This window comes from Collinsella sp. AM31-2AC, from assembly GCF_003469285.1.
GTDB classification, from domain to species: Bacteria; Actinomycetota; Coriobacteriia; order Coriobacteriales; family Coriobacteriaceae; genus Collinsella; species Collinsella aerofaciens_AT.
Genome location: NZ_QSJB01000011.1, coordinates 74,390 through 87,959, shown reverse-complemented (window position 1 = coordinate 87,959; position 13,570 = coordinate 74,390). Strand labels below are relative to the sequence as shown.

13 protein-coding genes are annotated in these 13,570 nt (G+C 60.2%); 5 read left to right on the top strand and 8 right to left on the bottom strand.

Annotated elements, in window-relative coordinates; all coding sequences use genetic code 11:
* Positions 1–36: 36 nt before the first annotated feature.
* Entirely contained in the window at positions 37–1,158 is a 1,122-nt protein-coding gene (locus DW796_RS06710) for a hypothetical protein (RefSeq protein ID WP_118094647.1), read from the bottom strand.
* A gap of 640 nt (positions 1,159–1,798) precedes the next feature.
* Entirely contained in the window at positions 1,799–2,767 is a 969-nt protein-coding gene (locus DW796_RS06705) for a 3'-5' exonuclease (RefSeq protein ID WP_118094646.1), read from the bottom strand.
* A 171-nt stretch (positions 2,768–2,938) separates the two neighbouring features.
* Between DW796_RS06705 and DW796_RS06700 the strand changes: the two genes are divergently transcribed.
* Positions 2,939–4,027 carry a putative manganese transporter gene (locus tag DW796_RS06700; RefSeq protein WP_055252059.1) on the top strand — a complete coding sequence of 363 codons (1,089 nt, stop codon included), beginning with the start codon at positions 2,939–2,941 and terminating at the stop codon, positions 4,025–4,027.
* A gap of 164 nt (positions 4,028–4,191) precedes the next feature.
* Here DW796_RS06700 and DW796_RS06695 read toward each other — a convergent pair whose 3' ends face one another.
* Positions 4,192–4,674: a DUF188 domain-containing protein gene (locus DW796_RS06695; protein ID WP_117563982.1), complete on the bottom strand. Its 483-nt coding sequence runs from the start codon at positions 4,672–4,674 to the stop codon at positions 4,192–4,194.
* Entirely contained in the window at positions 4,675–5,277 is a 603-nt protein-coding gene (locus tag DW796_RS06690) for an HdeD family acid-resistance protein (protein ID WP_118094645.1), read from the bottom strand.
* 235 nt (positions 5,278–5,512) lie between these two features.
* On the opposite strand from DW796_RS06690, the gene DW796_RS06685 reads away from it, so the two are divergent.
* From DW796_RS06685 to DW796_RS06675, 3 genes are all read left to right on the top strand, one after another.
* Positions 5,513–6,184, top strand: coding sequence for a nitroreductase family protein (locus DW796_RS06685; RefSeq protein WP_158563751.1), 672 nt, complete (start codon positions 5,513–5,515; stop codon positions 6,182–6,184).
* Between the two features lie 82 nt (positions 6,185–6,266).
* On the top strand, positions 6,267–6,809 hold the full coding sequence (locus DW796_RS06680; RefSeq protein ID WP_055252053.1) for a histidine phosphatase family protein: 543 nt from the start codon (positions 6,267–6,269) through the stop codon (positions 6,807–6,809).
* A 17-nt stretch (positions 6,810–6,826) separates the two neighbouring features.
* Positions 6,827–7,462, top strand: coding sequence for a histidine phosphatase family protein (locus DW796_RS06675; RefSeq protein ID WP_117563979.1), 636 nt, complete (start codon positions 6,827–6,829; stop codon positions 7,460–7,462).
* 129 nt (positions 7,463–7,591) lie between these two features.
* Here the strand turns inward: DW796_RS06675 and DW796_RS06670 are convergent, their stop codons facing one another.
* Complete coding sequence (locus tag DW796_RS06670) at positions 7,592–8,281, bottom strand: DUF1015 family protein (protein WP_117637782.1); 690 nt, start codon at positions 8,279–8,281, stop codon at positions 7,592–7,594.
* 40 nt (positions 8,282–8,321) lie between these two features.
* Positions 8,322–9,542 (bottom strand): M20 family metallopeptidase, encoded by a 1,221-nt coding sequence (locus tag DW796_RS06665; RefSeq protein ID WP_117854916.1) that lies wholly within the window; start codon positions 9,540–9,542, stop codon positions 8,322–8,324.
* A 154-nt stretch (positions 9,543–9,696) separates the two neighbouring features.
* Here DW796_RS06665 and DW796_RS06660 point away from each other — a divergent pair, with 154 nt between their 5' ends.
* Positions 9,697–10,746, top strand: a complete 1,050-nt coding sequence (locus DW796_RS06660; protein WP_118094644.1) for a hypothetical protein — start codon at positions 9,697–9,699, stop codon at positions 10,744–10,746.
* Between the two features lie 347 nt (positions 10,747–11,093).
* On the opposite strand, the gene DW796_RS06655 is transcribed toward DW796_RS06660, so the two are convergent.
* On the bottom strand, positions 11,094–12,257 hold the full coding sequence (locus DW796_RS06655; RefSeq protein ID WP_117634994.1) for a phosphoglycerate dehydrogenase: 1,164 nt from the start codon (positions 12,255–12,257) through the stop codon (positions 11,094–11,096).
* Positions 12,258–12,328: 71 nt separating this feature from the next.
* Positions 12,329–13,453, bottom strand: a complete 1,125-nt coding sequence (serC, locus tag DW796_RS06650) for a 3-phosphoserine/phosphohydroxythreonine transaminase (protein WP_118094643.1) — start codon at positions 13,451–13,453, stop codon at positions 12,329–12,331.
* Positions 13,454–13,570: the final 117 nt, after the last annotated feature.

Below are 13,570 nucleotides of genomic sequence, written 5' to 3'. Positions count from 1 at the left end.
TCGAAAAATGTAGGTGGACATCCGCAGAGATCGCCTTTAGAAGAGCGAATTCTCAATTAGATCAATAATCGTGTCGTCTTCCGTGCGGTTTTCATCGATTTTTGCGAACATGTCGCATTCCCAAGGCCCATTGATTTCCTCAGCAAGGGCCCCGACGTGTTGCATGTCGTCGGGTTCTGGCACATCGTTGATGCTCGGGTCATCAGCTTGCGGATATTGGCTTGCAATTTCGCGCTTGGCGGCCTCTTCTTCTTTGAGTGTCTCCAGGACGCGGCGACCGTATTCGAAGTAGCGCCGCAAGACAAATTGACGAAGAGTTTCTTGCAGGATGGCGAAGTTATCCGGGAGTCGACCGGGCCATATCTTCTCGCGAATGCGAATCGCTTCCATGACCCGCCTAAAAGCGGACTGCTTGAAAAACGAATGACGACTAACTGTGATAACGGCATATCCCATGTTTCGCAGCGTGTTTCGGCGTTCCTCGTCAATTGATTGCTGTTCGGGCTCATCGTGGTAAAAGCCGTTGTATTCGATATCGGTCATCGAATTTTCGAGCAGCGCGTCGAGGTAGAAAACCGTCCGTCGCGTTAGGGCGGCGTATCTTTTGGGGACTGGGATCGGATAGTCTGTTTTGATAGCGCGTATGGCTAAGCCACCCATTGACTTGGGCATTGTCAGCATCATGACAAACGCCGTTTCGAGTGGGGAGCGACAGCCTTCGCGTACATAAGAAAGTGCCTTAAGTGCTTTATTAGATCCACGATACCCCGATGCCTCTGAAAAGAAGGCTCTGAGCTCTTCAACGCTGGTTAGGGCTGGGCGCTCGCGATATTGAGTTTCGTCGGACGTTCCAAGCGCGTAGGAGCCGCAGATTTCAAAGTAATACTCAACGAGCTCCGAAAGGTTGAGGTCGGCTGTTGCTTCTAACGCGCACAGCTTGATGTCGACGATGTAGACGTTCGGCTCGAGTTCTAGGTAGCTTTCTGCATCAAACGTATAGCGCGTGCAGTGGCAGATGCAGCCCTTGCGGTGCCTTTTGGCATTATTGGAAAACGTCAGCACATGGATGCTTTCAGAATCGACATTCTTTCTGTTGAGCCATGCTCGCGCCGCTTCCAGGTTGGACGTGGTCGGCGCAGACACCTTGATCTTTTCCATAGATATGGGATCGGTCGCGTGGCTTGCGAGCGAGTTGACTGTTTGGTATACAGCGCGTGCCGTGGTATGTGACAGAACGATTCCCATACGCGCATGATGGCATAGCGGACGCCATATACGCTCGAAACTTCGGGCAACGGTATTGGGGCGCGGCTTATCTTCTGCGAACGGTGGGTTTTTGAGCTGTCGTATTGAGGGGGGGCAGCTTCGGCTGGGGAGGTTTCTGTCGGCTGCCCCATTTTGGTGAACTTTAGTTGCGGATTCGTAGCTTCTAAGCGTTTTTGCCGACCGCTCAGATGCCTCACCAACATAATTTGAGTTATTCGGCCTTATCCTATACGAATGGTGTGATCGCAACGTCTTATTCGAATTGATTCAGGTAGATTTATAGGGCTTGGTTGCGAAATTGGGGCGACTATAGCGCTCGATTGCGGTTCAAGGGGCCTCGACTAGTGGTTCAGCTGGCCGAACAACTCGAAAAAAGTAGGTGGGCCAATCTGCCGACTATGTGAAGCATGCGTATTTGCTCGTTTTGATTAAAACTAGGGTGCAGCCATAAGACTGCGCCCTAGTTTACTGCGTGCCGGTGCGTCCAGACGGATTGCACTGTGCCTGGCAGGCGCTCCCGCAGATGGATTGGTTATTTCGCAAACAGGTTCTTGAGGTTGAACTCGGCCTGTACCGTGCGGAGCATGAGGTCGGTGTCGTCCAGACCCAGATGCTGCTCGTTGGCGTCGGGCGCGAGGGTGCCGCGACGGCGTGCCCAGTTCTCGAGCGCGGCGGGGGCGGACTCGCGGGGGAGCGAGCGGACGTCGGTATCCAGGCTGCGGCAAATCTGCCGCGAATCGATGACGATAATCTTGCCGGCACGGCGTGCCTCGGCATAACCGTCCAGGTGAATTTTGAACCAGCTGTCCTCGAAGGCGGCATTGTGCGCCATATAGGGGTACTTCTTCATGAGCTTGAGCAGCTGCTTCTGCAGCTCCTTGTTCTCGCGGAACGGCTTTTTGCCGTCGATGTCGTCCCAGGTGATGTGATGGATGTTCGATAGCGGCACATCCTCGCCGCGGTAGATGTCGGGCAGGCCGCAGTAGTGTGCCTCGGCGTCATGCGGCACGGCGTCGCTGGTGAGATCCATGATCTCCCAGCCCACGTTGATGATGTAGCCGCGCTCGGGCGCGCGACCGGTGGTCTCGATGTCGATACCGAGCACGGTGCCCTGGATGGGCTTGCGGGCGTAGGCCACGCCGAGCGCGTCGCGGTCGCCGCGGATTTCGCGCATAACGGACGCGGCGGTGCGCTTTTGCATCTTGCCGATGGCGGCGCAGGTGTCGGCATCGGACAGGCCGCGCGAGAGCGTCGCGGGCGTCACGTTGCGCAGACGCGCCTCGCCAATCTGGTCGCACAGGTCGCGGTTGCGGTCGGCTAGGTCGCGCACGGTGGCAAAGTCGAAGCCGGGGTCGCCCTCGGCGGTAAAGTACTCGGTCTCGAGCACCTTGAGGGCCTCCTCGCCCTTCTGGCGCTCGGACTCCATGGCGCCGTGGTCGCCGTAGATAAACATGGGGATAAACGGCTGGCGCTCGTATTCGAGTGCTTGCGATACGTTCATATGCTACTCCTTGGACGGGCCGCGTTGTGCGGCTCGAGGTTACTGAGTTATGGCGAGATGATAGTTTACCATAGGCAACTATTGGCACCGCGCCCGGGACAACTACAATACCCTAGTTGACCGCTAGGACTTTTACAATGCTGCCGAAAGACACGAAAGGTTCCATCCGTCATGGATTTACTGATTGATATTCTGCTCGACGCCGGCAAGGACACGCTGTCGCTGGTGCCGTTTTTGTTGGTGACGTATCTTGCTCTCGAGACACTTGAGCACGTTGCGGGCGACCGCGTCAACGGCGCTATCAAGCGCGCCGGCGCTGCGGGTCCCGTGGTTGGCTCGCTGCTGGGCATGGTGCCGCAGTGCGGATTTTCGGCCATGGCAGCAACGCTGTACGCCGGCCGTGTCGTGACCTTGGGCACGTTGGTGGCGGTGTTCCTTTCGACCTCCGATGAGATGCTGCCGCTGTTGCTTGCCGAGCAGGTTCCCGTGCAGACTATGGCGATGCTTTTGGCTTCGAAAGCGCTGATCGCACTGGTCACGGGTTTTATCGTGGACGCTGCCATTCGCGGCCTGCGCCGTAACGCCCGCGCGCACGCGGCGATTCGCCGTACCGTGCTGGGAACCGCGGCCAACCCGGCCCACGTGAACTGCGCGCACGACGACCACAGCGGCGGTGACATCATCGACGAGGTGGCCGAGGCAGGCGTGAGCGCCGACCACATCCACGAGCTGTGCGAGCGCGACCATTGCGGTTGTGATGAAGACGAGGACGAGCACGAACACGGACATGGCCACGATCACGGTCATGAGGGCGAACATGAACACCATGATGGTCACGGTCACTCTCACTCCCACGAAGGGACGCCTGTCCTGTCGATCATCCGCAGTGCGATCTCGCACACCGTGCAGGTCTCGGTATTCATTTTTCTGGTGACGCTGATTCTGGTCGCCGTGCTCGAGACGTTCGGCGAGTCCGCGATCGAGCAGTTCCTGCGCGGCAACGAGACACTCGCTGTCCTGGGTTCGGCGCTTGTCGGGCTGATTCCCAATTGCTCGGCGAGCGTGGTCATTACACAGCTGTATCTGGAAGGCGCGCTGCAACTGGCGCCGATGCTCGCCGGCACGCTCATTTCCGCCGGCGTGGGTTATCTGGTGCTGTTCCGCACCAACCGCAGCGCCCGCGAAAATGCCGTGTTCCTGATCATGATGTACGTCATCGGCGCTGGCTGGGGCCTCATCCTCTCCGCCGTTGGCCTCTAAGTAGGCCTAAAAAATGGGCTTCAAATAGCCATGCTCAGCGCCTGCGCAATGCGGCGACGCATGGCATTTTGAAGCCCGTTTTTTGTTGAGCCATGGATTCCGAGCGCTCACACCGCTCAAAACAAAAAGGTAGATTTTAGGCATGTCTCAAAAATCTACCTTGGTTAGTGCAGCAACTCGGTGAGGTTGCGTTTAAAGCGGGCGCGGTCTTCGCTGGTAAATGCTGCCGGACCGCGAGTGCGTCCGCCGGCGCGGCGTACCTTCTTTTCCTCGTGGCGAATAAACAGCTGCATGTCGATGGTTGCTTTGTCGTAGACGCGCCCGCGCACACCGATAGCGGCGGCATCGCGCCCGAGCACCATGCTCGCCAAGCCAATGTCCTGCGTCACGACCACGTCGCCCGCCTGCAGGCGTTCGACAATGGCAAAGTCGGCGCTGTCGGCGCCCACGCTCACGTCGAGCGTCGTGACCCAAAAGCCGCGTCGCGCGTGCTCGGCATCGCGCGGGTCGTCGCGGCGAATGTGCCGTTCCAGGTTTTGCGTGCTGTTGCCGGCGATAACAACGGCGACGCCCGCCCGCCGCGCGCAGTCAATCGACTCGCGCGTGACCGGGCAGGCGTCGGCATCAATAAAGAGCGTCTTTGGCATCTAGCGCACCAGTTTGCCAAACTGAATGGCGCGAACAATGAGCGTCACGCCAAACACCAGCAGCGCGGCACCGCTAAAGATGACGAGCATCTTGGCCGACCACAGCGGATAGATAAACACGAACATGCCCGCGATGATGGAGAGCGCGCCGCTCAGGATGGCGAGGGCGCGGTTGGCGGAAAGCTCGGATTCCAGAATCGTCATGACGCCCTCGACGATCCAGCCAAAGCCGGCGACGACCACCACGAGCGTGGTGAGCGTCGCGGTCGAGAAGGCCTGGTTGCGCAGGATTATGACGCCGCCCAGAATGATGAGCAGGTTGGAGATGATGCTCGTAACGCGCCAGCCGGTGGGCAGCAGCGGCTCGAAAACAGCGGTAAACAGCCTGATCGCGGCCGTGATCACAAAGTAGATGCCCAAGACGGTCGTCAGGAAGACGAGGGATTTGGCGGGCGCAAACAGCAGTGCGATGCCGGCGACGAGCGCCAAGACGCCCGTGATGGCGTAAATCCAGCGCACGGCCTTGACGGCCTTGCCTGCCATGCTTTTCTCGTCAAATCCAAACGCGCTCGATTGCTTGTCATCGTTCTTAAAGATGCCCATGATGTCTCCTTTCCGTGCGGCGTAAGCCGTAGCTCTTGCAACCAGTATCGCCCAAGGGCGCTGACGTATGGGTCGGGGAGGGCGAAACGTAACCCAAAGGCCCCGAATTGTTTCCGTTGTTCCCCACGTCGCGATTTTCTATTCAACAGGTGTAGAACATTGCAGCCCTGTTCGTTATTGCCTACGTTTTAGGTTAGATTTTCCTAAGGACAATTGGCTTGTATTGGGGGTCCCTATGAACGAAGCAGTTCCCGAGGCACCGTCGAGTGTCGAATCGATGGCAAAGCAAGGTTGCGAAAAGCTCGGTCTGGACACGTTTGACGCGCTGGTCCGCCGCGCCCGTACGTGCCGCCGTTTTGACGAGTCCATGCGCGTGCCGCGCGAGTTTTTGCTCGAGCTGGCGGAACTGGCGCACCTGGCTCCCTGCGGCGCCAATGCTCAGCGTCTGCGTTTTCATGTGGTGAGCGGTGCCGAGGATTGCGCGCGTGTATTTGATGAGCTTGCATGGGCCGGCGCGCTTAAGGATTGGTCGGGTCCTGCCGAGGGCGAGCGTCCGACCGGCTACATCGCGATTCTTGCCGAGCGCGCTGTTCCGGGTAAGCCCGCCGCGCCCATCACCGAGGTCGACACGGGCATTGCCGCGCAGACGATGATGCTCGCCGCTCGCAGCGCCACGCCCGAGGTGGCAGCCTGCATGTTCAAGGCCTTTACGCCCCACGCGATCGATGCTATGGGGCTCGATAACGACAAGTATGAGCTCAAGCTGATCATGGCTTTTGGCGTGCCGGCCGAGACGCAGATGATCGATGCGATCGATTCCAACCCCGACGGCTCAATTAATTACTGGCGTGACGATGCGCAGGTGCACCACGTACCCAAGCGCCCGCTCGCCGACGTGCTGGTGTAGCTGAGCGTCACCGCGGCGTGATCAGACGGTAAACCACCACAAAGGTGCCTGTCCCCTTTGTGGTGGTACGAGGGGAGGGCGTGTGGCAGATCTGTATTTGGTGCGGCATGGGCAGACTGAGCTCAATGTGCAGAGCATTTTGCAGGGCTGGCACGATTCGCCGCTTACGGCGCGCGGGCGCGAGCAGGCGCTGACGGCGCGTACGGCGTTTGCGGCGCGTGGCGTGGCCTTTGATCATGTGTATTCCTCGCCGTTGGGCCGGGCGCGGCATACGGCCGAGCTTATCGTTGGCGAGGGCCGTTCCATTGAGCTGGTCGATGACCTGCGTGAGTGGCATTTTGGCTCGCTGGAGGGCACATCAAATCGCGAGATGCCGCCGCAGCCCTGGGGCGATTATCCGGTGGCCTTTGGCGGCGAGTCGGAAGTGCAGCTTCAGTCGCGCATGGTCGCGGCGCTGTCCCGTATTATGGCCCGGCCGCAGCACGACTGCGTGCTGGCGGTTTCCCACGGCTCAGCCTGCCAGGAGTTTCTTGAGTATGTGACTGGCGGGGGAGAGCTACCCGACAACGGTGCCGTGCTTCATTTTGGCTATTGCGACGGGGCGTTTTCGCTCTTGGGTTGGTAACGAACGAAAGGACCCCTATGAATAAAGATCTGTATCTGGTCCGTCATGGACAGACGATATTCAACCTTAAGCGTATCATTCAGGGGTGGAGTGACTCGCCGCTTACGCAGTTGGGTTGCGACCAGGCGGCGCGCGCCGGCATGTTTTTACGTGCGCGCGGCATTGAGCCCGATCATGCCTACACCTCTACGCTTCATCGCACCGAGCAGACTATCGCCAACTTGTGGCCGGGCTTGGCGTACGAGCGCCTGGACGGCCTGCGTGAGTGGTTCTTTGGCGACTTTGAGGCCGAGCGCGTGATGCTTATGCCCGAGCGCCCGTGGCGCGACTTCTATCGGCAGTTTGGCGGCGAGGGCCAGATCCAGGTGCGCACGCGCATGGTGGCGACGCTGACCGATCTTATGCAGCGTCCGGACCATACGTGCGTGCTCGCGGTAAGTCATGGCTCAGCTATCAAGGAGTTTTTGGACCACGTGCGGGGCGCGGCGGCCGACGAGCGCGAACGCGTGCCGGGCAACTGCTCAGTGCTGCATTTTGCGTTTGACGATGCGGCCGATACGTTTGAACTGGTCGAAGTCTTTACGCAGGAAGACTACGCGCGCGAGCTGGGGCTAGAGCCGCTCGTGGCGGCGGCAGGTCCGCAGCGTGGATAACGCTGACGTTGCGGCCCGGTTTACCGGCGTAATTGTTTGATGCGAAAAGGGCGGAGGTGCATGCGTTTGCTGCATCTCCGCCCCTTGTTTGTTTGGATGCTGGGTTTTCCAGCTTAGCGTTTGAGTTCGCTAGAACCGTGAGACCTGGTGAGTGAGCAGACCCGTCGGAACCTGCGGCGCGCTGCCGCTGACCTGCGCGGCGGGGAACAGCACGGCTACAGCAAAGTTGAACGGCTCTTTGCCAGAGTAGGCGCCGGCAGCGCGGGCCTCGTCGGCCAGAATCTGCGATGCCCCAGCCAGTGCGGCGACATAGGCGGAGTCACCGGCGAACACCGGGTCGGGCGCCTGATCGAGCATGGCACGGATGGCGGCAACGGCGTCCTCGCGCTTGACCTCCCACACGCGATGTGTGACGCCCGCGGGATCGGTGACGGCGTAGAGCGATGCGCCCTCTTTGGCAGCGCTCAAAATGATATCCATGACGGGCGACGCCTCGTAGGCGAGCGACACGGGGCGCGGCTGCACCTTGAGCTCGGCGATCGCGCGCGCGGTGGCGAGTGCGTCGATGCTCTCGGCGGCAGCCTCGTCGCCGCCCGTCAGCACGTTAACCGGGCAAATCGCCACGACACCCGTCACGCGTCCCGGCTCACCCGAGCATTCGTACACGTAATACGCCGCGCCTGGATCCTTGAGCATCAGACCATCGGCAATGGCTCCGCGCAGAGCATCGTTGCCGCTCAGGATGCTGCCCATTGCAGGCAGTGCCTCGAGCACGCGGTCCTGAGCCGGGCGGATGCAGGGAAACGGAAGTGCTTTCATGGGGCGGTCCTAACGCACGAGTCGGTTTGTTCGCGGCTTATTATGCCCCAACTTGGCCGCTCGCGTCCCAGAGCACGTTATCGGCGAGCGCGATTAGCACCTGCTGACAACGAACGATGTCGGCGTGGGGCACATATTCGTTGGGCTTGTGGGCGAGCGCGAGCGAGCCTGGGCCATAGCTCATGCAGTTACGGTTACCCGTCTTGCCGGCAATGACGGCAGTGTCGGTGTAGCCGGTAAAGAAGCCGACGGTCGTATCCGTGCCCGTTACATCGTCTGCTGCGCACTTGAGTGCAGCTAGAAGGGGAGAGACCGGATCGCGCTCGATGGCGGGGCGGTCGCCCGTCACGGTGTAGCTGCCATGGCAACCGGGAACGGTGGCTTCGGCGACGGCGATGGCATGCTCGACCATATTGATTGCGGCGGCCGTATCGGTCGGCGGGGTCAGGCGCATGTCGACCCAAACTTTGGCGCGGTCGGGTACGACGTAGGGGCGATATCCGCCCTCGATTTGGCCAAACGTGATGGTCGAAGGCCCCAGCTCATCGTGCGCGGGCAGCGCCGCAAACGCGCGACGAAGCGAACACACGACCTCGGCCATGGCGGCGACGGCATCCGCGCCCTTCCAAGGCTGGCTCGCATGCGCCGTCACGCCAGCCATTTCAATCTCGAACCACGTGCGACCCTTGTGCGCCACCTGGATCTGTCCGTCGGTGGGTTCGGTGTCCAGCACCCATTCGCGCGAGCCGACCCAGCCAGCATCGATCGCGGCCTCTGAGCCGCGCATGAAGTCTTCCTCGTCGACCGAGCAGATGAGCGAAAAGCCGCGGCGTGGCAGCGCGCCATCCGCCGCCACGCGTTCGAGCGTATGGACCAGTGCGGCAATGGCGCAGGCCAGGCCACCCTTCATATCGCAGGCACCGCGGCCATAGAGTTTATCGTCGCGCACAACCGCCCCAAGCGGTGCGATGTCTGCGTCCCAGCCATCGCCCAAGGTGACGGTATCCATGTGGCAGATATAGATCAGCCGCGGCTCGTCGCTTTGGCCCGGCACGGTGACTTTAAGGTTGCGGCGCCCGGGCAGCACTTCGAGCTCCTCAATCTGCACGGCATCGAGCGCAGAACTATCAAGTTGTGCCAGCTGCTGCTCAATGAGCCTCTTAATGAAGCGCTCGATCTCGTCCTCATACGCGCCCGGGTCTGAGCTTTCGATCCGCACAAGCTCCTGCGCAAGCCGCCAGGCAAAGTCCTCATCAACCATATGCAACCTCACAATCAGTTTGCTTTCCAAACCGATTGTAAGCCTCCTGAGAGATCCGCGACGTGGGCGTGGCAGTATTTACCGTTCGCAGGCCGAGCCAGTGCGTTTGCCGTCCGAGCGGGTTCACAAGCGACGCAGCGGGTACGTACCCTTCATGGACGACATGCTGTGCGACATATCTGCCTTTCGGTATCACCGGATACCCCCACAGGTCTTGGCAATAATGCCGGACCTGCCCGATTCTGCGGACGATCCGCGCAGGGAGCACCTATGTGAGCATCCGCTCGTCACGCATTTCCTGGGCACCCCGTTACACGTGTTGGCGCAGGGCAGCTGCGGACGTAAGGGCGATCGCATTGTCAGGCATGTTTGGAACGGGGAGAGGCCGTTTGATTCCATGCGACAGACAGAGTTTGGCCTCGATGTCGCGTCCCCGCTCTTTACCCTGCTGACCCTGGCTTCCTCGGTCTCAAACGAGCGTTTAATCATGTGCATGTATGAGATGTGCGGCACCTTTGCCGTGTGCAAGATTGCGCCTCAGGTAAAGTCGGCACTTGTGCAGGCATATGGGGACCGGTGGGGTGACGCACGGTTGGGTTGGGAAAATGTAAAGGATGTCTCGGGGAATCCAACGGACCTGTGGAAACGACCGCCCTTGATCGAGTTCTCTGAACTTACAGAGTTCGCCGATAAGATCCGGGGGCTCCGCGGCGCTAAATCGTTCACACGTGCCGCGAAATGCATTACGGGGGTGGCGGCATCGCCGCTTGAGGTCCAGGCTTCGATGCTGTTTGGCCTTACGAGGTTGCGCGGCGGCGAAGGGCTGCGCCTTACCAATAACGTTGAGATTCGTATGACGCGCAGCGCCCGCCTGATTTCGGGGCTTGATAGGCGCTATGCCGATATCCTGCTGGCAAATAAGGACGGCAGTCGAGAGTGTCTGGTTGAATGCCAAGGTAAAGCCATTCACGGATCCATTGAATCCAAGATTTCGGACTCCGATCGAACGACGGCGCTGCAAGCGATGGGATATCCCGTCATTCTGATGACCTATGGTCAGCTGGCCGACTCCGATGCCTTCCGCGTGGTGATGGAGCTCATCATGTCCTATCTCGATGTGCCGCTGAAAGACAAGACGCCGCGACAGCAGGAGCTCGAACGGCGGCTTCGTGAGGAGATTTTTATCGATTGGGCAGGAATGTAGCCGCGCGGGTGGAAAACGGTCGCGCGGACTAGAGTTTTGGTCACAAAAAGACTTATATTTCGCCTTGGAGGGGCCTTAAAAATGCTATCTAGAATAAGTTGTTTCGGAAAATGGACAGTCAACTTACATTCGGCACATAGAGATCGATTTTTACCTACTAAAGTCCCTGATAAAGCTGTTTATCAAAGCGGGTGTGCTTAGCGACTTGAGCCTCACTATCGATTATCTGAAAAAACTTGTTCTGGGTATCATTTTAAAGTCGTCCGGAGCAACAAAATCGGCCCCCGTTTCGTGAAAACGGGGGCCGAATGGGCTTCGTGGTCTGTCTGGCAGGATTGGCGCCGGCGCTATTTAATCACGCGCACACGATACATCGACGGAATTTGCTTAAGTGCCTCGATCGTGCTGCCGTCCAGGTGCTCATCGGTGTCGAACATGGTGTAGGCGTTCTCGCCAGCGGACTCGTTGGTCATGCGCTGCACGTTGGCGTTGTCCTTGGCGAGAATGGCCGTGATCTGGCCGATCATGTTGGGCACGTTGGCATGCAGGCAGGCAATGCGGCTTGCGGCGCGCGCCTTGCCCATGCTGCAGGCGGGGTAGTTGACGCTGTGCGCGATGTTGCCGTTTTCCAGGTAATCCTTGAGCTCGCTGATGGCCATGTCGGCGCAGTTGGCCTCGGCCTCGCCGGTGCCGGCGCCCGAATGCGTGGTGATAAACGTGTTGGGCATCTTGACGGTCTTGGGCGTGGCAAAGTCGCAGCTAAACCAGCTGAGCTTTCCAGCGCGCAGGGCGGCGTCGACGGCGTCCTCGTCAATGATGGTCTCGCGCGCGTAGTTGATGAGCACGGCGTCCGGGGCCAGCAGGTCGATCTGCTCGGTGCTGATCATGCCGATGGTATCGGCCTTGCTGGGCACGTGCACGGTGAGGTAGTCGCAGCCGCGGCAGAGGTCCTCGAGCGTGCCCACGCGCTGCACCTCGCGACTCAGCACCCATGCGTGCTCGACGGAAATGAACGGGTCGTAGCCGTAGACGTCCATGCCCAGGTCGACACAGGCGTTGGCGACCTTGGAGCCTACGTTGCCCAGGCCGATGACGCCGATGCGCTTGCCCTTGAGCTCGCGGCCCACAAAGGCCTTCTTGGCCTTCTCGGCATCGACCTGGATCTCGGGGTCGTCGGCGTTGTTGCGCACCCAGTTCATCGACTGCACGACGCCGCGGCTCGAAAGCACCAGCATGCCCAGGACGAGCTCCTTGACGGCGTTGCTGTTGGCACCGGGGGAGTTAAAGACGACGACGCCCTTTCTGGCGTACTCCTCGACGGGGATGTTGTTGACGCCGGCGCCGCAGCGGGCGATGGCGCGGATGCCCTCGGGCAGCTCATAGCCGTGCAGGTCGGTCGAGCGCATCAGTATGGCGTCGGCCTCCTCGGCGGTGCCCACAAACTCGTAGCCCTCGCCAAACTCGACCTTGCCGTCCTTGGTGATGTCGTCGATGGTCTTAATCTTGCGCATGGAAAACTCCTTAGCAGGTTTTGATCTAAACAGGGTGGTTTGAAGTGGCTGGTCGGCCCGCGCGTTGCGGGCTAGTTAGATCGCGGGCTCAAACTATGCTGCGCTTCGAAGTCCTTCATGTACGTGGCCAGCGCCTGCACGTCCTCCATGGTGACGGCGTTGTACACGCTGGCGCGCATGCCGCCCACCAGGCGATGGCCCTTGACGTTTTGAATCTGGTGCTCGGCCGCGCCTGCGACAAAGGCGGCGTCGAGGTCGGCATCGCCGGTGCGGAACGTGACGTTGGCGATGGAGCGGCTGTCGGCCTGCGTGGTGCCATGGAACAGTTCGCTTTGCTCGAGCAAGTCATAGAGCAGGTTGGCTTTGGCCCAGTTGCGCTCGGCCATGGCGGCAAGTCCGCCGGTCTGCTCAACCCAACGGAACACCTTGCCGCACACGTAGATGCCAAAGGTGTTGGGCGTGTTGAGCATGGAGCCCTTGGCGGCCTCGGTCTTAAGGTCCATGTACTGCGGCGTCTGCGCAAAGGCGGGGCCTTTGGCGATGAGGTCGTCGCGCACGATGACCACGGTCACGCCCGCGGCACCGGCGTTTTTCTGCGCGCCGGCGTAGATGAGCCCGTAGCGCTCAACGTCGAGCGGCTGCGACAGAAAGCAGCTCGAGACATCGGCGACCAGCGGCACGTCGCCGCAATCGGGCAGCTCGTGGAACATGGTGCCGAAGATGGTGTTGTTCTGGCAGATGTAGACGTAGTCGAGCCCGTCGCCCGTGGCCTCGGCGGCAATGCGCGCGTTGACGTCGGCCATGGTGGGAATGCGGTCGAAATTGGTTTCCTCGGAGCTCGCGAGCAGCACCGCCTCGCCGTACTTGGCGGCCTCCTGGTACGCCTTGCTGGCGAAGTTGCCGGTCACGACGTAGCCGGCGCGGCCGCAGCGCATAAGGTTCATGGGGATGCCCGCAAACTGCAGCGTGGCGCCGCCCTGCAAAAACAGGACACGGTAGTTGTCGGGGATGCTCAGCAGGCGACGCAGGGTTGCCTCGGCGTCGTCGATGATCTGCTGGTACATACTAGATCGATGGCTCATCTCGAGCACGGACATGCCGCAGCCGCGGTAGTCCATCATCTCGTCGGCGATCTCGGCGAGCACGCTTGTGGGCAGTGCGGCCGGGCCAGCTGAGAAGTTGTGCACACGTGCCATCTTCTAGTTCCCCTCGTAGTCGTTTGAACGTTCGGGATACTTTAGCACAGTGGAGCGCCAGGCGCGACCGCATCACGGTAAAACTCGACTACGCCGCTATGATTTACAAGATGGTTA